Here is a 21,365-nt window from a genome sequence, read left to right on the forward strand (position 1 = left end):
CGCTTCACCCGCCGCAACGGGCCGCGCGCCTTCATGGACTATACCCGCCTGACCCAGAACGTGCGCTGCACCGGCTGGATCGAGGTGGACGGCCAGCGGGTCACCCTGGCCGACGGCAGCGTCGGCACTCGCGACCGCTCCTGGGGCATCCGGCCGATCGGCGCCCCCGACCCGCAGCCGGCCGTGCCCCAGACCATCACCGGCTTCTTCTGGCAGTGGACCCCGCTGAACTTCGCCGACCGCAGCGTCTTCTTCCATGTCAACGCCGACTCCGACGGGACGCCGTGGAACACTCGGGCGGTGATCCTGCCCGATGGCGCCGGCGAGGGCGGCGGCTATCACAGCGAGCACGCCAGGATCGACGACGTCTCGATGATTCCCGGCACTCGACACGCCCAGGGCGGCACACTGAACATCCCGTTGGCGCAGGGCTCGGCGTCGGTGAAGTTCGAGCCCTTCCTGACCTTCCTGATGCGCGGCATCGGCTACGGTCATCCGGAATGGCGGCATGGCGCCTACAAGGGCGACCTGGTCGTCGCCCGCGAGGACATCGATTTGGGAAAGGTCAGCATGGCCAGCCCTGAGAACTGGCACATCCAGGCGCTGAGTCGCGTGACCTTCACCACGCCGGGAGAAGACTCCCTGCAGGGCATGGGGGTCTTCGAGCAACTGATCGCCGGGCCTTATCGGCCTTACGGGCTCTGACCACAGGCCGCCGAAACGAAAAGGCCCGGGTGTTCGCCCGGACCCTTCTTGTATCTGGACCTAGCCCTTAGCGCGTGACGACGTCGCGCTTCATGGGCGCCAGCTTGGCCAGCAGCTGGTTCTGGTAGCGGTAGGCGACGCCTTCCTTGTCCATGGCCAGTTGCATGTGCTCGACCAGGATGTTGAACTCAGCGGTGTTGATCCCCTGGTCCTTGTGGGTCGTCTTCATGTCGCGGCCGCTATAGGCGACCGGCGCCCCCAGCAGATAGGCGACCTGTTCCTTCAGGGTGCGGCGCAGGCGTTCCATATCGGTGGCGTGGAAAATCTCCTCCAGCTTCGGATCGGCGACGCCGCGGTCCAGCGTGTCGTCGACGATGCGGGCCACGCCCTCAGGTCCGTGGAAAGCCGCCAGCATCTGCTCGCCCGTGAACGGGGTCGCCCCGGCGTTGGCGTTGGACGGCGTATAGGGATCGACCGGCCTCTCCTCGGCGAGGGCCGGCGCGGCGGAGACAGCCAGGGCGGCGGCGACGATCAGGGTGCGAAGGTTCGACATCAGAAGCCTGCCTGGATGGAGAGGTAGAGACCGCGCTGGTCCTTGAAGGTGGCGATGGTCCCGAGGTCCGCATAGGCCGCGGTGACCGAGAGGTTCTTGTTGAAGGCGTAGGCGGCGAACACGTCGATCCAGTCGTCCTCCTTCAGCCCCGCCAGGTTGTCGGGCTTGGTGCGGTACTCCGCGCCGATCAGCAGGCGCTTGGAGACCAGGTAGCCGGCCGAGCCCTCGAACTGGACCTGGTAGTCGTCGTTCTTGCCGCCGCCGAAGCCCAGCAGGCCGGTCTGGTTGGCCTTGGTGGCGCGCAGCGTCCCGTCCAGCACCAGGCTCTGATTCAGCAGCACCTTGGTGGCGGCGACATAGTAGTCGACGCCTGAATCATCCTTGCCGCCGATGGCCTTGATGATGGCGTCCTTGTCGTTCTTCTTCCACTGGACGCCGACGGCGACCTGCGGGACCCAGCTGTCCTGGCTATAGACGGCGTCCCCCAGGACCCGGACCTTCGCGCCCACGACGTCCTGATTGAAGGTGAAGCCCTGGCCCAGGCCGAGCTTGGCGCCGGTGTCCCCGGTGTCGAAGGACTGGAGGGTGTAGGAGATCTCGACCCGGTCATGAAAACCCACCGAAACCCCGCCGGCGCGGAACTGGTAGTCGGGCAGTTGAACCAGGGTGGCGTGAGCGTTCGCGCCCCACTCGTCCACGGTCTCGTAGCCGGTGATGGTGGCCCAGGTGGCCAGGCCGCCGCCGCCGGCGCCCTCGATATTGGTGACGCCGCTGGTCAGCAGCAGCTTGCCGCTGGTTTCACGATCCTCCGCCTGGGCCAGACTCCCCGCCATCGCCAGACCGAGGGCGAGCGAAATGAGCCCCGCTTTGCTTGTCATGACTTCGATCCCCGCGCCCTCGGCGCGGGACCCCTGCCGCGGTCCGCCGAACCTGTTACGGGGTGTCATGCCCCAGACCTTCTTAAGGAAGGTTCATCAGCGGTCTGGAAACCCGCGCGGCCCCTGTACAGGTTCGCCCCGGAGAGGCGTTAACCCAAAGGCCATGGGCGCGGGGGATGCTGGCGCCATGCGCGCACTGATCCTTTCGGCCCTGGCCGCCCTGACCCTTGCCTCCCCGGCCCTGGCCGGAGACCTCTCCGTGATCGTGCGCAATGTGCAGGGTCAGCCGGTGAAAGACGCCGTTGTCACCCTCAAGCCCGCGTCCGGCGGGGCGGCGGGCGCGCCGATCAGTTTCACCTGGCCCTATTCGGTGGCCCAGCAGAACATCAGCTTCAATCCCTTCGTTCTCATCGTGCCGGTGGGCAGCAACGTCACCTTCCCCAACAAGGACAACGTCCGCCACCACGTCTATTCGTTCTCGCCCACCAAGAAGTTCGAGCTGAAACTGTACGGCCGCGACGAGAGCCGCAGCGTGGTGTTCGACAAGGCCGGGGTCGTGGCCCTGGGCTGCAACATCCACGACCAGATGATCGCCTATGTGGTGGTGGTGGACACCGCCTACGCCGCCAAGACCGGCGCCGACGGCGTGGCCCTGATCCGCAACGCGCCGGCCGGAAACACCGCCATGACCGTCTGGCAGCCCTACATGAAGACCGCCAGGAACCAGGTCGTGAAGACCATCGCCGTCCCCGCGGCCGGCGGCCGTCAGGAGATCAGTGTCGACCTGCGCCCCGCGCCGGGCGCGATGAACATGATCCATTAGAAGCCCTGCGCGGGCGGGGGCGTCCGACGTCAGCCGAAGCTGCGCATCCTCTCGTGGTCGTCGCGCATGAAGACCAGAAGCTCATTGAGCGGCTGAGGCTTGGCGATCAGGTAGCCCTGGATGGAGTCACAACCCATCGCCGCCAGCAGTTGGAAGGCGTCGGGCTTCTCCACCCCCTCGGCGGTGACTTTCAGCCCCAGGCTGTGGGCCAGGTCGATGGTGGAGCGCACGATCAGGGCGTCTCGCTGGCTCTCGGTGACGTCCATGATCAGCGAGCGGTCGATCTTCAGTTCCTGCCCGCGGATCTGCTTCAGATAGGCGAGCGACGAGAGGCCGGTGCCGAAGTCGTCGATGGAGATCGAGACCCCCGCCGCGCGGAACCGGTCCAGCACCTGCAGGGCGACCTCGGGATTATCGATGACCGCCGTCTCGGTGATCTCGAAACATAGCTGTCCCACCGCTGTCGGCGCCATCCGGTCCACCAGGTCGGCGAAGTCGAGGTCTCCCAACAGGCGGCCCGAGATGTTCACCGACATCTCCAGCACATGGCCATGCTGGGCGAGCTTGGCCTGGTCCTCGATGGCCTGGCGCAACACCCAGTCGGTCAGGGTGCGGATGTGGCCGGTCTCCTCGGCCATGGGAATGAACAGGTCCGGACGCAGCAGGCCCCGCGTCGGATGCCGCCAGCGGACCAGACCCTCGACGGCGTTCACGGTGCGCGAGCGCAGGTCGAACTTGGGCTGGTGATAGAGTTCGATATGGCCTGAGCGGATCGCCCACAGCATGCCGCTCATCAGGGCGAGGTTGGAGGACGGGTCGCCATAGGACTCAGCGTCGAAGAAGGCGATCTTGCGCCGGCTGGCCCGCGCCTGGTCGAAGCCGATATTGGCCCGCTCGATGGTCGCGCCGGGCGCATCGCCAGGCAGGACGGGCGCCAGGCCGACGGTCAGCGCCACGTCGATGGCGTCGCCGCCGATGTGCAGGGGCTGCTCCAGGTCTCCCAGCAGATGCAGCAGCAGCGCCTCGGCCGCGCTTTCGCTGGCGGCCTCGAAAGCCAGCGCCAGGACATCGGTGGAGAGCCTGGCCACCAGACCGCTCGGCTGCAGGCCCGCCAGCCGTTCGCCGACCTCGCGGATCACCTGGGCGGCCGGCGCGTAGCCGATGGCGCCGCGTACATGGGCGAAGCGGTCGATCCCCAGGACGGCGACGAACAATCCCTCGTCGCCCGGCGCGCGCAGGAGATCCAGCCCCATTTCCAGGGACAGCCGGTTGGGCAGGCCGGTCTCGGCGTCGTGGTGGGCCAGGTGGGTGATCCGACGCTCGCGCTCGCGGATCTCGGTGGCCATGATGTTGAAGCTCTCGGCCAGCCGGCCGATCTCGTCATGGCTCTCGACTGGCACATGGGCGTCCTCGCCCCGCTGCAGGCGCCGTGCGCCCTCATCCAGAGCCGAGATCGGGCGGGTGACGCTCTTGGCCAGGGTCCAGCTTCCGTAGATCACCATCGCCAGGCCCAGCAGGCCAGACCCGGCGATGATCGCCAGCAGCGGGCGATAGGGGCCAAAGGCGCGGGAGAGCGGATAGCTCAGCACCAGGTGCGCGCTCTCGCCCCCGGTCAGGACCGGCAGGGGTTTGACCAGAGCGATGGCCTTGCCCGCCGAGGTCTTCAGGGTGCGTGGCGCGGTGATCTTGGCCGCCGTAGCCTTCCCGATGAAGGCGGCGAGATCGGCCAGATCGGCCTTGCTGATCTTCTCGCTGGAGACCCAGCCGTCCTTGGTGTGATGGGCGACGCTAGCGTCCAGCGGGATGGCGGCCAGCCGTTCCAGGGCCGACATCTCGGTCTGGTCCAGGCGGGCGGCGAAGACCATCCAGCCGATCAGGTCAGGCGACATCACCGGCGCGGCGATCATCTGGTAGGGCACGCCGTCCAGCACGAAGATGCCCGAGGGCGCCTCCGACTCGTACATGGCCGCCACCAGGTCGTCCGCACGCGGGACGAGCCGGCTGGTGTTCGCCGCCGTGACCTGGCCGTCGACGCCGACGATGAAGGCCAGGTCGATCCGCAGGCGCGCCCGCAGGTTCTCCATGGCCGAGACGATGGTCGCCCGGTCGCGCGTGGCGACCGCCTCGCGGAAGCCGAAGTCGCGGCTGAGCAGGGCCGCGCCTTGCCGTAGCTGCTCCGACCGCAGCGACCACACCCGGTCGAACACGGCGCCCGCCCCGATCAGCTCGCCGCGCACCTGGCGCTGGGCCGCCCCGGATATGGCCGAGAACACCGCCACGGAAATCAGGATCAGCGTCACGCAGAACAGCGCCGCATAGAGCAGGGTCAGCTTGGTGCGCAGGAACTTGAACATCGCCAGCCGGCGCAGCACGAACTCCACCTCAGTCGCCCCCGCGCGTCATGGGGGCGGCGGACATGACAAGAAGCTCCGCCACCGGCTTGCCGGAGGGAGGGTTCAGGCTGACCGCCAGGTCGCCGACCCAGGCCGGGCCTGCCACCAGCGGCCCGAGGAGGAGGGCCGGGAGTAGGCGCATGGGATTATGTTTGCCCAGATGGGTGTGAAGCCCAGGTAAAGCGGCGGCGGACTCGCCCGCGACGACGCGAAGGGTTGCACAAGGGGCGCGCGGCTTGGCACACTGGGGCCATTGACGTTCTCTCCGGCGTGCTTTGCGCCAATTTTTGAAAGCTACGACTTTGACCCTTTCAGCTACGGCGGCATATTCGGCCGCTGCCAGCAGCCCCATGGCCTCGGTGGACGCCCTGATCGAAGGGCTGGCCGGCGTCGGCTACATCGCCTCGCGTCGCATCGCCACCGCCCTCTACATGGCCGTGCACCTGCAAAAGCCCATCCTGGTGGAAGGCTCGGCCGGGGTCGGCAAGACCGAACTGGCGCTCTCCACCGCCGCCCTGCTGGGCCTGCCGCTGATCCGCATGCAGTGCTACGAGGGCCTGGACGAGTCCAAGGCCCTGTACGAGTGGAAGTACGGCAAGCAGCTCCTCTACACCCAGATCCTCAAGGACCGCATGGGCGCCCAGCTGGCGGAGGCCGGCGGCAGCATGGACGAGGCCATGGATCGCCTGCACGGCATCGGCGACCTGTTCTTCTCCGAGCCCTTCCTGGAACCGCGCCCCCTGATGAAGGCGTTGCGGGAAGACGACGGCTGCGTCCTGCTGATCGACGAGATCGACAAGTCCGACGAGGCCTTCGAGGCCTTCCTGCTGGAAGTGCTGTCGGCCTATCAGGTCTCGATCCCCGAGCTCGGCGTCCTGAAGGCCAAGACCCCGCCGATCGTCTTCCTGACCTCCAACAACGTGCGCGACCTGGGCGACGCCCTGAAGCGCCGCTGCCTGCACCTGCACATCCCCCTGCCCGACGCCGGCCTGGAGCGGAAGATCGTCGCCAGCCGGGTCCCCGGCATCGAGGCCAAGCTGACCCACGAACTGGTGAGCTTCGTGCAGTCTCTGCGCACCCTGGACCTGCGCAAGTCGCCCTCGATCTCCGAGACCGTGGACTGGGCCCGCGCGCTCATCCTGCTCAACGCCGAGAGCCTGGACGGCGAGGTCGTGCGTGACAGTCTCAACGTGCTGCTCAAGTTCGAACAGGACATCGCCGCCGTGGAGCCGCAGATCGTCGAGCTGATCCGCCGGCCCCTGGCTTAAGGATCCCGCCATGCAAGGCGCGATGGAAGACTTCCTCCGGGCCCTGCGGGCCGCGGACGTCAAGGTCTCGCCCGTCGAGGCGATCGATGCGCACCTGACGGTGGCCACGGTGGGCTTCGCCGACCGGGAGCTGTTCAAGGACGCGCTATGCGCGACCCTGGCCAAGACCGCGGACGAGGTCACCCGGTTCGACGAGACCTTCGAGACCTTCTTCGCCCGCGAGACCTTCCAGATGGAAGGTCCGCCGCCTGCCGGCCAGGACGGCGAGCCCGAGGGCCTGCCGCCCGAAGTCCAGGGCTCCGAGCTGGCCCAGATGCTGCTGAACGGCGACGTCTCGGCCCTGGCCCAGGCCATGGAGGCCGCCGCCGAGCGGGCCCAGGTCTCCTCGATCCGGCTCTCCACCCAGCGCAGCCGCCTGACCCGGCGGATGTTGGAGGAGATGGGGCTCTCGCAGATCGAGCAGATCATCGCCGCGGCCAAGAAGCTGGAGGACGCCCGCAGCCAGGCCCTGGTCGCCCGACTGGAGTCCGGCAAGAAGGCCCTGACCGAGGAGGCCCAGCGCTTCGTCGACCGGCAGCACGAACTCTACGCCGCCGAGAGCGGCAAGAACCTCCGCGAGGAGCTGCTGGCCCGCAAGGCGCTCAACGCCGAGGGCGGCATCGATCCGGCCGACCTGGTGATGATGCAGGCCCTGGTGAAGAAGATGGCCAAGCGGCTGGCCGACCGCTACTCGCGCCGCCGCAGCAAGGCCCAGCTCGGCCACCTTGACGTCCGCCGCACCCTGCGCCGGTCCATGGCCTATGGCGGCATGCCTTTCGAGATCGTCTGGAAGACCAAGAAGGTCGAGAAGCCGAACATCGTGGCGATCTGTGACGTCTCGAAATCCGTCGCCGCCGCCGCCCAGTTCCTGCTGACCTTCCTCTATAGCCTCAACGAGGTTGTCGACAGGATGGAGGCCTTCGCCTTCTCCGGTCGGATGATCAGCGTCAACGACGTCATGGACGAGCACAAGGTCGAGACCGCCATCGTCGAGGTCCTGAAGAAGATCGGCTTCCAGCAGACCGACTACGGCAAGAGCCTGGAAGACTTCTGCGACCTGCACCTGGACCAGATCGACCGCCACACCACGGTGATCTTCCTGGGCGACGCGCGGTCAAACTACGCCGATCCGCGCGTGGACCTGTTCGCCACCATCCAGAAGCGCTGCCGCGCCATGATCTGGCTGAACCCCGAACCCGAGAGCTACTGGGGCCAGGGCGACAGCGTCATGCAGCGCTATCAGCCGTTCTGCCACGTGGCCAAGCCCTGCAACACCCTGGGCCAGCTCGAGCGGATCATCGAGGACGTGCTGCGGACCTACATCCCGCACTAGACCTCAGTAGCCGTTCAGCCCCACGGTCCCGGCCGGGAAATCGCGGCCGGTGCGGATCATCCCATCGTTGTAATAGACCGGGCGCCCAGAGGGCGTGTAGCGGCTGACGGCGGCGGCCTTGCGGCGGAGCTTGCGCCGCGGCGCGGGGCGATAGGCGTCCTGCCGATAGGCGCCCTGAGCGCCATAGGCTTCCTGCGGCGCTTCCTGATAGCCGTAGCCGCCGCCGGGCGCCGCGCCGCGCCCATCATAGGCCTGGTCGCCCCGGTCATAGGACTGCGGCGCCTGACGCTCGTCATGGCGGCTGTCGCGCCGATCATCCTGTCGGTCGTCATACTGCGAGGTCGCGTGGGCGTAGGACTGGGCCAGGACCGGGGTGGCGCCGGCCAGGGCCAGCAGGGTCGCGGAAATCAACAGGTTGCGCATGGCAGGTCTCGATCAGGGCCGGTAGCTGCGGGGAATGGGGATGACGCAGGCCTGGCGGGCGGTATTGGGGACCCGGCCACGCGGACAGGGCGCGCAGCCACCCGGGGATCGGCTGTCATGGATCAGGTTCGGGGCCTGGGCCGTGCAGTCGCCGTTCGGCTCGCCTGCCGCGATGGTGACCGGCGCAGGCAGCTTGGCGTAGGCTGGCGTGGGCGCCGGTTTCGCGGCGAGGATCGGCGCGGCGGCGATCGCCTTGACCGGCTTGGCGGCGGGCGGCGGCGCGGCGACCGGTACCGCAACGGCCGTGCGGACGCCATTGACGGTCTGGTAGACGGTCGGCGTCTCGGCGGTCGCGGGCTTCGCGGCAGCCACACACTTGCCGGCGGCGTCCTTGGCCTGGCCGGGCGGGCACGAGGGCACGGCCGGCGCGGGACCGGCCGCCATGGCGGGCGGCGGCATGGACGACTGCGCGGCCGCGCTCTGGCCCGCCAGCAGAACCATGACGCTCAGAAGTGCTGTGATGGATCGATACATGCGTCAGCCCCCTGGCCTAGCCTGGCTAGCCTCGCCTCACAGTCATTCGGACGGCCCGCGCGGTCAAGCTGGCCGCGGTTCTAGCCCGGCCGATAGGACATGTTCGCGCGCTTGGGGGGCACGACCCGGAACGAGGCGCGCTTGCAGATACAGCTCTTGTCGGCCTGCACAGTCCACTTGCAGCCCATCCGCTGGGCGAAGCCGGGATCCACCTGGGCGATCTCCGGAACATCCTTGCGCCCGCAGTACCAGCGGCCGCAGGCGTCGCGGCGGGTGACGGCGGCGCGGTTGTCGGTGCGTCGCTTGCAGGCGTCGCCCATCACGATCACCCGCTGTCCGGGCTCCGGCGTCGCGCGCCGGACCTGCTGGGCGTCCGCCGGCTGCGAGACGCCGAGGGTCGCGGCCATGGCCAGGACTCCGAGGGCGGTCTTCAGGATCATCTCAAGCCTCCTCATGGGCCCCGCCTGACCGGCGGCGGCGCGACGCGCAGGGGCGTGTCGTTGAACATCGGAGGCGCGACGCAATTGTCGCGCGCGGCGTTGGCCACGAGCCCGTCAGGGCAGGCCGCGCAGCCGCCGGGCGCCGGGCTCTTGATGTCGTTGGCCCCGCGCGTCGAACAGTCGACCGACCGCAGCACGGCGCCTGGCGGCAGGCGCTGGACCGGAGGCGCCGCCCGCCCGCTCGGCTGCACCGGCCGGAAGGCGATGCAGGCGCCCTGGGCGTTGCGGGTGGTCCCGGGTGGGCAGGACCCGGGCTGCGGCTGGAACCCGCCGCCGGGGGCGACGACGGGGGGCGAGGTCCCGCCGCCGTTCGGCTGGGCCGGGCTCATGCGGAAGGGCATGCAGGCGCCCTGGGGACTGCGCACGGTCCCCGGCGGGCAGGAGGTGACGCCCCGCTGCGGGAACCCGCCCGGCCCGGGGATCAGGACCGGCGGCTTGACGTCCCCGCCGTTCGGCTGGCCCAGAGGCGCGGTCGAGACGCACAGGTTGCCCTGCTGGGCGCTGCCCGCCGGGCACTTGCAGGACCCGCCGTTGTCGCCGCCGAAGGGGATCCAGGCCGCGCCGGAGGGACAGCTATTGCAGCTGTTGGTCTTGTTGGTGAACTGGCTTCCCGGCGCGCAGGGTTTGCAGGTCTGGGGCGTGAACTTGTTGAACTTGTCATAGGTGGCCGGGGAATAGACCAGGTTGGCCCCGCAGCGGTTCGTGCAGGCATTGCCGTCCCAGCTCTGCCACGCCGGGCACTCTGGCGTGGCGGGCTTCGGCGGCGCGGCGGCGCCGCCCTTCACGCAGAAATTGGTGAAGCTGTTGAGCTGGGTCCCGCCCGGGCAGGGCGTACAGGTCGACGGGGTATTCTGACCCGGAATGACCGTGCCGCCATTGACCACGATGCCGCCGGTCTTGCCCGGCGTGAACTTCTCGTTGGGCCCGCAGCGGTTGACGCATTGGCCGCCCACGTCCTTCTGCCAGGCCGGGCAGCCGGCCACGCACTTGTTCTGGCTCTCCGAGAAGACGCTGCCGCTCGGACAGACCACGCAGGCGCCCAGGCTGTTGACCGGCGCCACCACCGAGTAATTGCCCTCCTGCACGAACTTGAACTCGGCATAGCTGGCATGGGCGCCGGCCGGGCAGCCGCCGCACTGGCCGTTGGAGCCCAGGATCTGACCGGTGGGGCAGGCCGCGACACAGGCGCCGCCCTGATAGGCCTGCCCCTTGGGACAGCCGCCGCACTGGCCGTTGGGCATCTGCAGCGTGCCGGCCGGACAGACCTGGCAGCCGCTGTCATTGGAGGTCGTGTAGCCCTGGTTGGTGGCGGGGCACTTGCAGGCCAGTTTGTCCCCCACCTTCTCCATCTTGGCGCCGCCCCAACAGACGTCGCAGGTGGCGTTGAGACCGGGCGCGCAGGCGACGGCAAAGCTCACCTGTTCCTCCTGCACGCCGGGGGTGAGCCCATAGTTGGAGCCGTTGAAGAACTCGGCGGCGGACTCCGGCCCGCTCTGGAACACGCCGAGCAGGGCGTCGCCGACGTCGGCGAAGAACTGGCCGCAGCCCTTCACGCTGGCGTAGTAGTCCTCCAGCGCCTTCTTGGACGCCAGGCCCGCGCCGGCGAACTGGCAGCCGCAGTCGACCTTGTGCAGGATGAAGCCGAGACCGGGAACGGCGCCCAGCGCGCCTACCGCCTGCCCGGAGGCCATGTCCACCAGCGCGCTGAACGCGCCCGGGAAGTTCGATTTCAGGAAGTCGGCCACCGGGGTGGCGGCCAGCAGCAGCTTGGCGATGAAGCCGCCGATGGTGGTCTGCACCAGGGCCTTGCATTGGGCCGTGTCGGTGAAGGCGTTGTCGAAGGCCAGGGCCACCATGCCGGCGGTCGCCGCGGCCATGATGATGTCGGGCCCCACCTGGATCTCGGCGGCGCACTGCGACAGTTCCGGGTCCGCGAAGGTCCCGACCAGTTGGAAGAAATCCGCGCCGGTATAGGCGCTCAGGCAGCTGCCGATGCTGGCCTGCGCCTGTTGAACGTTGGCGGCCAGCAGGGCCGCCGCCGCCATCAGGCCGACGGCCATGCGGCCGAGGCCGGACATGCGTGATCGTGATCGGCCCACGCGTCCACCCCCGATGGAAACGACGTTAGTCGAACAGTGTTATCCCCAGTCTGGGTTGGGTCAAGGAGAGATGGCGCCTACCAGGAGTCGATCCAGCGCAGCTTCTTTTCCGTGCGGACGGGGACCGGCGGCAGGGACTTCAGCCCCGCAAGCACCCAGCGTCGGGTGTCGGCCGGGTCGATGACGTCGTCCAGGGATGTCCCGGCCCCCCGCGCCAGCGCCTTGCCCGCCGCATAGGCCCGCGCCACCCGCTCGTCGAAGCTGGCCTTGCGTTCCACCGGATCGGCGATGGCCGCCAGTTCGTTGCGGTAGCCCAGCTTCACCGAGCCCTCCAGGCCCATGCCGCCGAACTCGCCGGTCGGCCAGGCGACGCAGAACATCGCCGCCTGATAGCTGCCCCCGGTCATGGCGATAGCCCCCAGGCCATAGCTCTTGCGCAGGATCACCGAGAAGATCGGCACCGTCAGGTTCGCCCCGATCACAAACAGCCGCGAGCAGTGGCGGATCAGGCCGGTCTTCTCCGCCTCCGGCCCCACCATGTTGCCCGGCGTGTCCGACAGCGACAGCAGGGGAATGTCGAAGGCCTCGCACAGCTGCATGAAGCGCGCGGCCTTGTCCGAGGCGTCGGCGTCGATGGCCCCGCCGATATGGTGCGGATTGTTGGCGAACACGCCGACCGGCCGCCCCTCGATACGGATGAAGGCGGTGATCATGGCCAGGCCGAACTTGGGCCGCAGCTCCAGCACCGAACCCTCGTCGGCGATCAGCTCGATCACCTTGCGCACGTCATAGACCCGCAGCCGGTTCTCCGGGATCGACCGGCGCAACAGCCGCTGGTCGGCGCAGGTCCAGTCGGCGACCGGACCCTGGAAATAGGAAATGTACTGCTTGGCCAGCCGCACGGCGTCGGCCTCGTCCTCGGCCAGGACGTCGATGGTGCCGTTGGCCTGCATGACCTTCAGCGGGCCGATCTCCTCGGGTCGGAAGACGCCGAGCCCGCCGCCCTCCACCATGGCCGGACCGCCCATGCCCAGCGCCGAGTCCTTGGTGGCGATGATCACGTCGCAGCAGCCGAGGATGGCGGCGTTGCCCGCGAAACAGCGACCGGAATTGATCCCCACCAGGGGCACGGCGCCCGACAGCCGGCCCCAGAACTCGAAGCCGCGGGTGAAGCCGCCGCCCTCGGTGTCGCCCGGCCGCCCGCCGCCGCCCTCGGTGAAGAACACCGTGGGAACCCGCCAGCGCAGGGCGATCTCGCTCATCCGGTCGAGCTTCTCGTGGTTGTGCGCCCCCTGGGTGCCGGCCAGCACGGTATAGTCATAGGCCATGACCGCGACCCGGGCCTTGTCCTCGGAAAAACGGTCGCCGTTCACCTGGCCCAGGCCCATGACCATGCCGTCGGCGGGTGTGGTGGCGATCAGTTCGTCCAGGGTGTTGCGGCGGCGCCGCGCGGCGATGGTCAGCGCGCCGTACTCGGTGAAACTACCCGGGTCGCAAAGGTCGTCGACGTTCTCCCGGGTGGTCCGCTGCCTGGTCTTCCGCCGCCGCGCCACGGCCTCGGGCCGCGCCTCATCCCGGGTCAGGCGCTGGCGCTCCAGAACCTCGGCCAGGTCCGGGCGGATGAAGTCCAGGTCGATGACCTCCTGGATTTCGCCGGTTCCGCCCTGCACCTCGACATCCTCGAGGAAGGCCAGAGGATGGTCCTCGAAGACGGTGTCGCCTTCGCTCACGGTGATCTCGCGCACCACGCCGGAGAAGGCGGCGGACACCACATGCTCCATCTTCATGGCTTCCATGATGAAGAGGGGCTGGCCCTCGCGGACCGTGTCTCCGACCGCGACGGAGAGCGCGATGACGGTGCCCTGCAGGGGCGCGCGCAGAGCCCTGCTCCCTTCAGGACCTTCGGCCTGGGTGTCGGCCTCCTCCACCGCGACCCGTTCTTCCTTGCCGAGCGCCAGGACGGCTAAGGGGTCGACCGCGTCGATCTGCACCCCGGCCCGCTTGGCGACGCCGCCGGTCGCGGCGGCCTCAAAGTACAGTTTGGGCGCATCCGCCGTGGCGGCCAGCTCGCCCATGGTCTGCTCGATGAAGCGGGTGTGGACCTCGCCCGTCGCCACCGCAGGATGGGCCAGCAGGCTCTGCAGGAAGCCAATGTTTGTGGGCGCGCCGACAATCTTGAATTCCGACAGGGCGCGGTGAGCCTTCGCCACCGCGGTCGGCAGGCTACCCGAATGAACGATCAGCTTGGCCAGCAGGGAGTCATAGCGGGCGCTGGTGCGGTAGCCGGCATAGCCGAAGCCATCGACCCGCACCCCCGGCCCCGACGGCGGCTCGAAGGCCGCGAGCACGCCCCCCGCCGGCCGGGCGGAGCCGTCGGGGCTCATGGTCTCCAGGTTCACGCGGGCCTGCACCGCCACGCCGCGCGGCGTGGGGACCTCGGTCTGGGTGAGGTTGAGGTCCGCCAGGGACTGGCCCCGGGCCACCTCGATCTGCAGACGCACCAGGTCCAGGCCCAGCACCTCCTCGGTCACCGTGTGCTCCACCTGCAGGCGCGGATTGGCCTCGATGAACACCAGGCGGGGCTGGTCACCCACCTCCACCAGGAACTCCACCGTGCCCAGGCTGCGATAGTGGGCGGCGCGACCCAGGGCCACGGCGGCCTCGAACAGCTGCTCGCGGATCGCCATCGGCAGGGTCGCGGCGGGCGCGATCTCCACGACCTTCTGGCGTTGGCGCTGCAGGCTGCACTCCCGGTCCCAGAGGTGGGAGACCGTGACGCCGTCGCCCAGGATCTGCACCTCGATGTGGCGCGCCTTGGCCAGGAACTGCTCCACATAGAGCGCGCCGTCGCCGAAGGCCGCGAGCGCCTCCGAAGCGCAGCGTTCGAAGGCCTGTTCCAATTCCTCCACCGAGCGGGCGGGACGCATTCCGCGCCCGCCGCCGCCCGAGACCGCCTTGACCATCACCGCCCCACCGGCCCCCAGGCCCGTCAGGAAGGCCTTGGCCTCATCCAGGGTCGTGGGGCCCTGGGTGCCCGGCAGGATCGGCACGCCGCAGCGGGCGGCGAGCGCCCGGGCCTGCCCTTTGTCGCCGAACAGTTCGAGGGTCTCGGGGCTCGGCCCGACGAAGGTCACACCCGCCTCGCCGCAGGCCCGGGCGAAGGCGGCGTTCTCGCTGAGGAAGCCGTAGCCGGGATGGATGGCGTCGGCGCCCGTGGCCCTGGCCACCTCCAGGATCTGCGCGCCGTCGAGATAGGCGGCTGGCCCGGAGCCTTTCAGCCCCACGGCCGCGTCGGCCTTGCGAGTGTGGAGGGAGGCGGCGTCGTCCCCGGCGTAGACCGCCACGGTGGCGATCCCCATCTCGGCGGCGGTGCGGGCGATGCGCACGGCGATCTCACCGCGGTTGGCGATCAAGAGCTTCTTCACGTCCCCTACCCTCTCGCGGCCTCAAGCCGTCTCTTTGTTCGGAATGAATTCAGCGCACGGGGGGCGACAGCAAGCCCTCGAACAGCGGCCGGACATAGAGGTTCACCGCCTGGCCCGGCGTCACCGCCGCCGCCCAGTGCCGCAGTTCGGCGGCCGCGTTGATCGCCGCGGTGATCACCTGGGCGCCGATATTCGTGTCGATGGGCCGCACCGAACCGTCGGCGACGCCATCGCTGATCAGCGAGGCGAAGCGGTCGGAGATGCGGTCGAACTTGGCCACCAGCTTGGGTTGGATGGATTCCGGCGCCGAGGTCAGGGCCGAGGTGCGCAGCAGAGGCGCATTGCCCGACATCTGGTACTCCACCAGCGCCGTGGCCACGGTGGCCAGGGTCTGCAGCCCGTTGGTCGTGACCGTCTCGGCCTGGCGGATCGCCCGGCGCATCACCTCGATGGTGCGCTCGAAACAGGCTTCCACCAGCTCATCCTTGGTCTCGTTGTGGTGGTAGAAGGCGCCCTTGGTGACGTTGAGCCGCGCCGAGATCTTCTCCACCGAGGCGCCCAGATAGCCCTCCTCGTTGATCAGCTCGGTGGCCGCCCGCAGGAAGAGTTCGCTGGAGATTTCCCCGCCGTCCGGCGGCTCCGGGATCAGGCCCGGCAGGGGCCGTGGATCCCAAACGGCCCCGGGCGCGGCCAGGCCGTCGGCAGTGATCGACAACAGGCGCTGCGTCACCCGGCCATAGTCTTCGGGATCGTGGCGGTGCAGCCAGACCGGCGCCCAGAAGATCTCCGACAGCAGCATGTGGGTCCGCGCGTTCAGCTCCAGCCGGCTGAGCTCGGCGGTTTCGGGACCGTCCAGCAGCCCCCGTGCGCGCCGGAACATGTCCACATAGGCGGTGTTCACCGGCTCGCAATTCAGCGCTCGCACATCGTTGAAGGTGGTGAGCGGCTCGACCTCCTGCAGCGCCATGCGGCGGCGATAGTCGAGATAGGCGTCGAAGAACCGGGTCAGGCGCCCGCGGGCGCCGACGCCGGTCTCGCCCGCGACCAGGAACTGACTGAAACCCTCGATGCCCTTCAGGAAGCAGGCCGCGGCCAGATCCTCCTTGTTCTTGAAGTAGTAGATCACGCCGGTGGGCACCAGGTTCAGACTGGCCGCCACCTCCCCCAGGGTCATGCCGCGCACGCCCTTGCGATTCAGGACCTCGACCGCCGAGGCGACGATGGCGGTCTTGCGCTGTTCGAACCGGCGCGTCGGACCACGGGTCGCTTTCGCCTGCGGCTCAAGGGTTTCCGTCATGTCTCCACCCGCCTCGCGCGGGTTGACGCCGCGTCTCCTGTTTTCACCCTAGCGCGACCTGTGGCCCCGGCGAAAGACGCCAGGGCCGATAAGGCGTCAGACGCTCTTCAACGCCTCGGTATTGATCGGCAGGCTGCGGATCCGCTTGCCGGTCGCCGCGAAGATGGCGTTGCACAGGGCCGGGGGCGCCGGTGGCAGGGCCGGTTCGCCCAGGCCGGTCGGCGGGTTGTCGGTGATCAGGAAATGCACCTCCACCGGGGGCGCGTCGGCCATCCGCAGCAGCCGATAGTCGCCGAAGTTGCTCTGCACCGCCGCGCCGTTCTCGATGGTGATCACCTGGCCGAGCGCCGCCGACAGGCCGTCGAGCACCGAGCCCTGCACCTGGTTGATGCCCCCCGCCGGATTGACGATCTGGCGGCCGACATCGGCGCCCACCCAGACCTTGTCCACCTTCACCGCGCCATCGGCCGCGACAGTGGCCTGCACCACCTCGGCGAAATAGCCCATGTGGCTGAAGTGGAAGGCCACCCCCATGCCGGTCCCCTTGGGCAGCTTGGTCTTGCCCCATCCGGACTTCTCGGCGACCAGCTTGACCACGCCGCGCATGCGGTCGGCGGCGTATCCGTTCTGGCCCGGCGTCCCCATCATGCCGCCGTCCCCCAGCAGCTTCAGGCGGAAAGCCACCGGATCGGCGTTGGCCGCGTGAGCCAGCTCGTCGATGAAGGACTGGATGACGAAGGACAGCGCATTGCTGCCCGGCGCCCGCAGCGGACCGGTGGGCACGCCGGTGGGGATCAGGGACAGGTCGTAGCGATAGTTGGGTACGAAGCGCGACGGGAACTCGGTCGGCGACATGCCGGCGCTGGAGGCGAACTTGCCGTCGTTCCCCAGGCTGACAAAGTGGTCGTGCCAGGCGGTGACCGCCCCGCCTGCGTCCACGCCACCCGACAGGAAGTGGTAGCCCGCCGGACGGTAGTAGTCGTAGCGAAGGTCGTCCTCGCGGGTCCAAAGCACCTTCACCGGCGCCTTGGCTTCCCGGGCGATCCAGGCGGCCTGGACCATATAGTCGTTGGCCAGCCTGCGGCCGAAACCGCCGCCGCAACGGGTCATGTGCAGGGTGATGGCGTCCGGCGCGATGCCGAGTGTCTTGGCCACCAGCTGCCGACCGGCCTCCGGGTTCTGGGTCGGCGCCCAGATCTCCAGCTTGCCGTCCTTGAAGTCGGCCGTGCAGTTCATCGGCTCCAGGGCGGCGTGGGCGATGAAGGGGTAGGAATAGGCCGCCTGCACCGTCTTGGCCGCGCCCTTCAGGCCGGCGGCGACATCCCCGTCATGACGCTCGGTGCGCAGCGGCGCGGCCTTGGACAGCGCCAGGGCCTGGGCGTCGTAGTCGGCGCTGGACTGCTTGGAAGTCGGGTGCTCGGCCCACTGGACGTTCAGCTTCTCGCGGCCCTTGTGGGCCTGCCACCAGCTGTCGGCCACCACGGCCACGCCGGGGACCAGGCCCGAGAGATCGGTTCCACCGTCCACCACGAAGGCCTGTCGGACCCCCTTCACCGCCTTGGCCGCAGCCAGGTCGGCGCTGGCCACCTTGGCCCCGAACACCGGCGCCTTTTCAAAGGTGGCGTAGAGCATGCCCGGAACCACCACATCGATCCCGAACAGCGGCTTGCCGCTGACGAGGGCTGCGCTGTCCACCTGCGGCATGAACTTACCCAGGATCTTGTAGTCCTTGGGGTCCTTCAGCGGCACGGTCTTGAGGTCCGGCGCCGGCAGGGTCGCGGCCTTGGCGGCCAGCGAGCCATAGGTCGCTTTCTTGCCCGAGGCCTTGTGATGGACAACCCCCGAGGCGGTCGTGCATTCGGCGGCCGGCACGTTCCAGGTCTGGGCGGCGGCGGCCACGATCATGGCCCGGCCGGCGGCGCCGACCCGGCGCAGTTCGTCCCAATGCAGGGGCGTGGCCATGCTGCCGCCGGCGAACTGGCGGCCATAGGTGGCGGGGTCGCCATCGGCCTGTTTGGTGGTGACCTGGGTCCAGTCGACGTCGAACTCCTCGGCGATGATCATCGGCAGGGAGGTCTTGATGCCCTGGCCGATCTCCGGGTTCTTGGAGACGATGGTCACCTTGTTGTCGGGCGTCAGGCTGACATAGGCGTTGAGCTTGGCGTCGTTGGCCGGCGCCGCGGCGCCCGCCTTGCCGGACAGGTTGAAGGACAGGAAGAGGCCGCCGGCCAGGGCGCCGGTCTTGAGCAGGTCGCGGCGCGAGGCGCCCTCGGTGAAACCGTCGGCCATCTTATGCCTCCACCTTCTGGCCTGACGCCTGTTTGATCGCAGCCCGGATGCGGGTGTAGGTCGCGCAGCGGCAGATGTTGCCGCTCATCGCCGCGTCGATGTCGGCGTCGGCGGGCTTGGGCGTGGCGTTCAGCAGAGCGGTGGCCGACATGATCTGGCCGGGCTGGCAGTAGCCGCATTGGGCCACGTCCAGTTCGGTCCAGGCCGCCTGTACCTTCTTGCCGACGGCGGTGGCGCCGATCCCCTCGATGGTGACGACCTTGCCCGCGCCCACCGCCTCGATCGGCAGCGAGCAGGAGCGCACCGGCTGGCCGTCGACGTGCACGGTGCAGGCGCCGCACTGACCGACGCCGCAGCCGAACTTCGGCCCCAGGATGCCCAGCCCGTCGCGCAGCGCCCAGAGCAGGGGCGTACCCTCCTCGACATCCACGTTCTGGCTCTTGCCGTTGACGTTGATCTTGAAGGCCATGGCGGCGCCGCTCCCAAATATCTTGTTGGGATGAACCTAGCCGCAGCGCCGCGCCTTAGCCAGTCAGGGGAATGATGCCGGTCAGAATTCCCGCGACCAGCAGCACCAGGGAGAGCGCGATGGCCCAGGCCAGGGTGAACCTCTGGTGCTGGGCCAACTCCACCCGGACCAACCCCACCAGCAGATAGGTCGACGGCACCAGGGGCGAGAGCAGATGCACCGCCTGGCCGGTGAGCGAGGCGCGCGCCATCTCCACCGGGGTGATCCCATAGGCGCCCGCCGCCTGGGTCAGGATCGGCAGGATGCCGAAATAGAAGGCGTCGTTGGAGATGAAGAAGGTGAAGGGCATGGCCAGCAGGGCCGTGATCGGGGCCAGGTAGGGCCCCAGCGTCGGCGGGATCAGGTTGGTGACGCTGCCGGCCATCGCCTGGGTCATCCCCGTGCCGTTCAGGATGCCGGTGAAGATGCCCGCCGCGAAGATCAGGCTGATCACCGGCAGGATGTTGGGAGCATGGGCCGCGATCCGCGCCTTCTGCGCCGCCAGGGACGGATAGTTCAAAACCAGGGCGATGGCCGTGGCGATCATGAACAGCACCGGCAGCGGCAACACCCCCATCACCAGGGCCACCAGCAGGCAGAGCGTCAGGGCCAGGTTCAGCAGGATCAGCTTCGGACGCTCGGTGCGGTCGTTGTCGTCGACGAGATCTCGCATCAGGTCGTCGGGGTCGGGCTCGCGAACCTGGCCGGTGGAGGACAGCGCTCCCAGGCGCCGGCGCTCGCCGCGCCCCAGGATCCAGGCGGTCAGCAGAATGAAGGCCATCCCCGCCAGCATGCTGGGGATCATCGGCACGAAGATGTCGGCGGCGTCGAGGTGCAGGGCGCTGGCCGCCCGCGCCGTCGGCCCGCCCCACGGCGTGATATTGGTCACCCCGCAGGCCAGCATCAGCAGGCAGGCCAGGATCAGCGGATTCAAGCCCATCCGCCGATACAGCGGGATCATCGCCGCGCAGCAGATCAGGTAGGTGGTGGACCCGTCTCCATCCATGGAGACCACCAGGGCCAGCACCGCCGAGCCCAGGACGATCCGCACGGGGTCGCCGCCGACGATGCGGACGATGCTGGCCACCAGAGGATCAAACAGCCCTGCATCGGTCATCAGGCCGAAGAACAGGATGGCGAAGGCCAGCATCACCCCGGTGGGCGCCAGCGCCTTCACCCCCTCCAGCATCATGGGTCCGAGATCGGCGCCGTGCCCCGCCAGCAGGCCGAAGACCACCGGCGTCAGGATCAGGGCCACCAGGGCGGAGACACGTCCCGTCATGATCAGGGTCATGAAGGTCGCCACCATGGCGAAGGCGAGCAAGGTCAGCATCCCGCCAACCTCGCCGAGAATCTACGGAGGTGGAAGCGAGTACGCGTTCCTTCTCCCCTTGCGGGAGAAGGTGGCCCTGCGGAGCAGGGTCGGATGAGGGGTCGATAGACCTATCGGGTTAGGGCGTTTCGAGACGCGCGGCGAAGGGAGGGCGACCCCTCATCCGACCGGTCTCCGACCGGCCACCTTCTCCCGCAAGGGGAGAAGGATCCAGACTAAGGCAGGATCACCACGCTGTCGGACAGCTCATTGGGATTGTCGGACCTATCAGCCGGAAAGTGCTCGGCCAGGATGTCGGCGCACAGAGCGATCGCCGCCTCGAACCCTTCAGCCGGCTTCTTCTTCTTGATCCCCGAGATCAGCGCCGCCATGGCCGCGTCCCAGACCTTGGGATCGACCTTGGAGGCCACGCCTTCGTCGGCGATCAACTCCGCCATGCGCTCTGCGGCCGAGACATAGATCAGCACGCCGGTGCGTTCGCGGGTCGCCGCCAGGTTCTTGGACAGGAACTGCTCCTGGGCCCGACGCAGGACCTGCTCGCGCTTCAGGCCCTTGGGCGTCAGCAGCCGGCGCAGGGGACGGATCATCCCCACCAGCACCGCCACCCCCACGAACAGCGCGCCCTGCATCAGCAGGGCCCCGGTCAAGGCGCTGCGCACCGACTGTTCGGCCACCGCTCCGATCTGGGCGGCGCTCCATTCCCCCGTCAGGATCTCCGGCGCGTTCACGTGGATGCCGCCGGCCAGCAGCAAGGCCGGGGCGGCCAGGGCCGCGATCGCCGCCCAGGCCACCGGCACCTCTCCGTAGTCGGAGGATTCCCGCGCCACCACGGTGTAGATCTCGCCCCGGGTGCGCAGTTCGCCCTGGATGACCGCGGCCTCGATCCGCGAACGGTCGGCCTCTGAAAGCATCACCATCCTCCTGAAGATCCACCGCCGCCGAACGATCCGCCGCCGCCGCTGAAG

The 21,365-nt window shown here is 68.8% G+C and carries 16 protein-coding genes and 1 pseudogene; 4 read left to right on the plus strand and 13 right to left on the minus strand.

The features are described 5' to 3' along the window. Positions 1–705, plus strand: a pseudogene (locus tag AAC997_RS15530) (hypothetical protein); the annotation flags it as partial. Between the two features lie 67 nt (positions 706–772). Here the strand turns inward: AAC997_RS15530 and AAC997_RS15535 are convergent. Beyond that, positions 773–1,258, minus strand: coding sequence for a group 1 truncated hemoglobin (locus AAC997_RS15535; RefSeq protein WP_340646607.1), 486 nt, complete (start codon positions 1,256–1,258; stop codon positions 773–775). Beyond that, positions 1,258–2,136: a DUF3034 family protein gene (locus AAC997_RS15540; RefSeq protein ID WP_340646608.1), complete on the minus strand. Its 879-nt coding sequence runs from the start codon at positions 2,134–2,136 to the stop codon at positions 1,258–1,260. The genes AAC997_RS15535 and AAC997_RS15540 overlap by 1 nt, the downstream gene beginning before the upstream one ends. A 187-nt stretch (positions 2,137–2,323) precedes the next feature. Here AAC997_RS15540 and AAC997_RS15545 point away from each other — a divergent pair, with 187 nt between their 5' ends. Next, positions 2,324–2,959, plus strand: a complete 636-nt coding sequence (locus tag AAC997_RS15545) for a methylamine utilization protein (RefSeq protein ID WP_340646609.1) — start codon at positions 2,324–2,326, stop codon at positions 2,957–2,959. A gap of 29 nt (positions 2,960–2,988) precedes the next feature. Here AAC997_RS15545 and AAC997_RS15550 read toward each other — a convergent pair whose 3' ends face one another. Further along, the gene (locus AAC997_RS15550; protein ID WP_340646610.1) at positions 2,989–5,340 is read right to left on the minus strand and encodes an EAL domain-containing protein; all 2,352 of its coding nucleotides are present in this window, start codon (positions 5,338–5,340) and stop codon (positions 2,989–2,991) included. A 314-nt stretch (positions 5,341–5,654) separates the two neighbouring features. On the opposite strand from AAC997_RS15550, the gene AAC997_RS15555 reads away from it, so the two are divergent. Both AAC997_RS15555 and AAC997_RS15560 read left to right on the plus strand, forming a co-directional pair. Then, positions 5,655–6,620 (plus strand): MoxR family ATPase, encoded by a 966-nt coding sequence (locus AAC997_RS15555; protein WP_340646611.1) that lies wholly within the window; start codon positions 5,655–5,657, stop codon positions 6,618–6,620. Between the two features lie 10 nt (positions 6,621–6,630). Further along, a complete protein-coding gene (locus AAC997_RS15560) occupies positions 6,631–7,992 on the plus strand; it encodes a VWA domain-containing protein (RefSeq protein WP_340646612.1) in 1,362 nt (453 codons plus the stop codon). Positions 7,993–7,995: 3 nt separating this feature from the next. Here the strand turns inward: AAC997_RS15560 and AAC997_RS15565 are convergent, their stop codons facing one another. From AAC997_RS15565 to AAC997_RS15610, 10 genes are all read right to left on the minus strand, one after another. Then, a complete protein-coding gene (locus AAC997_RS15565; protein WP_340646613.1) occupies positions 7,996–8,415 on the minus strand; it encodes a hypothetical protein in 420 nt (139 codons plus the stop codon). A 12-nt stretch (positions 8,416–8,427) separates the two neighbouring features. Beyond that, entirely contained in the window at positions 8,428–8,949 is a 522-nt protein-coding gene (locus AAC997_RS15570; RefSeq protein WP_340646614.1) for a hypothetical protein, read from the minus strand. A gap of 80 nt (positions 8,950–9,029) precedes the next feature. Beyond that, on the minus strand, positions 9,030–9,389 hold the full coding sequence (locus tag AAC997_RS15575; protein ID WP_340646615.1) for a hypothetical protein: 360 nt from the start codon (positions 9,387–9,389) through the stop codon (positions 9,030–9,032). Between the two features lie 11 nt (positions 9,390–9,400). After that, entirely contained in the window at positions 9,401–11,527 is a 2,127-nt protein-coding gene (locus AAC997_RS15580) for a hypothetical protein (protein ID WP_340646616.1), read from the minus strand. Between the two features lie 98 nt (positions 11,528–11,625). Continuing rightward, a complete protein-coding gene (locus AAC997_RS15585; RefSeq protein ID WP_340646617.1) occupies positions 11,626–14,973 on the minus strand; it encodes a carboxyl transferase domain-containing protein in 3,348 nt (1,115 codons plus the stop codon). A gap of 49 nt (positions 14,974–15,022) precedes the next feature. Then, positions 15,023–16,270, minus strand: a complete 1,248-nt coding sequence (locus AAC997_RS15590; protein ID WP_340646618.1) for a TetR/AcrR family transcriptional regulator — start codon at positions 16,268–16,270, stop codon at positions 15,023–15,025. Positions 16,271–16,366: 96 nt separating this feature from the next. Continuing rightward, entirely contained in the window at positions 16,367–18,559 is a 2,193-nt protein-coding gene (locus AAC997_RS15595) for a xanthine dehydrogenase family protein molybdopterin-binding subunit (protein WP_340646619.1), read from the minus strand. Position 18,560: 1 nt separating this feature from the next. After that, on the minus strand, positions 18,561–19,028 hold the full coding sequence (locus tag AAC997_RS15600; protein WP_340646620.1) for a (2Fe-2S)-binding protein: 468 nt from the start codon (positions 19,026–19,028) through the stop codon (positions 18,561–18,563). A 55-nt stretch (positions 19,029–19,083) separates the two neighbouring features. Beyond that, positions 19,084–20,400: a CitMHS family transporter gene (locus tag AAC997_RS15605; RefSeq protein WP_340646621.1), complete on the minus strand. Its 1,317-nt coding sequence runs from the start codon at positions 20,398–20,400 to the stop codon at positions 19,084–19,086. A gap of 215 nt (positions 20,401–20,615) precedes the next feature. Beyond that, entirely contained in the window at positions 20,616–21,311 is a 696-nt protein-coding gene (locus AAC997_RS15610) for a TPM domain-containing protein (protein WP_340646622.1), read from the minus strand. Positions 21,312–21,365: the final 54 nt, after the last annotated feature.

The organism is Phenylobacterium sp., assembly GCF_037968635.1.
Classification (GTDB): Bacteria; Pseudomonadota; Alphaproteobacteria; order Caulobacterales; family Caulobacteraceae; genus Phenylobacterium.

What these genes read in the sequence shown, in the direction of transcription:
- AAC997_RS15535 (WP_340646607.1), bottom strand. Translation starts at nt 1,258, where the DNA reads ATGTCGAACCTTCGCACCCTGATCGTCGCCGCCGCCCTGGCTGTCTCC.
- AAC997_RS15540 (WP_340646608.1), bottom strand. Translation starts at nt 2,136, where the DNA reads ATGACAAGCAAAGCGGGGCTCATTTCGCTCGCCCTCGGTCTGGCGATG.
- AAC997_RS15545 (WP_340646609.1), top strand. Translation starts at nt 2,324, where the DNA reads ATGCGCGCACTGATCCTTTCGGCCCTGGCCGCCCTGACCCTTGCCTCC.
- AAC997_RS15560 (WP_340646612.1), top strand. Translation starts at nt 6,631, where the DNA reads ATGCAAGGCGCGATGGAAGACTTCCTCCGGGCCCTGCGGGCCGCGGAC.
- AAC997_RS15565 (WP_340646613.1), bottom strand. Translation starts at nt 8,415, where the DNA reads ATGCGCAACCTGTTGATTTCCGCGACCCTGCTGGCCCTGGCCGGCGCC.
- AAC997_RS15570 (WP_340646614.1), bottom strand. Translation starts at nt 8,949, where the DNA reads ATGTATCGATCCATCACAGCACTTCTGAGCGTCATGGTTCTGCTGGCG.
- AAC997_RS15575 (WP_340646615.1), bottom strand. Translation starts at nt 9,389, where the DNA reads ATGATCCTGAAGACCGCCCTCGGAGTCCTGGCCATGGCCGCGACCCTC.
- AAC997_RS15580 (WP_340646616.1), bottom strand. Translation starts at nt 11,527, where the DNA reads ATGTCCGGCCTCGGCCGCATGGCCGTCGGCCTGATGGCGGCGGCGGCC.
- AAC997_RS15590 (WP_340646618.1), bottom strand. Translation starts at nt 16,270, where the DNA reads ATGACGGAAACCCTTGAGCCGCAGGCGAAAGCGACCCGTGGTCCGACG.
- AAC997_RS15595 (WP_340646619.1), bottom strand. Translation starts at nt 18,559, where the DNA reads ATGGCCGACGGTTTCACCGAGGGCGCCTCGCGCCGCGACCTGCTCAAG.
- AAC997_RS15600 (WP_340646620.1), bottom strand. Translation starts at nt 19,028, where the DNA reads ATGGCCTTCAAGATCAACGTCAACGGCAAGAGCCAGAACGTGGATGTC.
- AAC997_RS15605 (WP_340646621.1), bottom strand. Translation starts at nt 20,400, where the DNA reads ATGCTGACCTTGCTCGCCTTCGCCATGGTGGCGACCTTCATGACCCTG.
- AAC997_RS15610 (WP_340646622.1), bottom strand. Translation starts at nt 21,311, where the DNA reads ATGCTTTCAGAGGCCGACCGTTCGCGGATCGAGGCCGCGGTCATCCAG.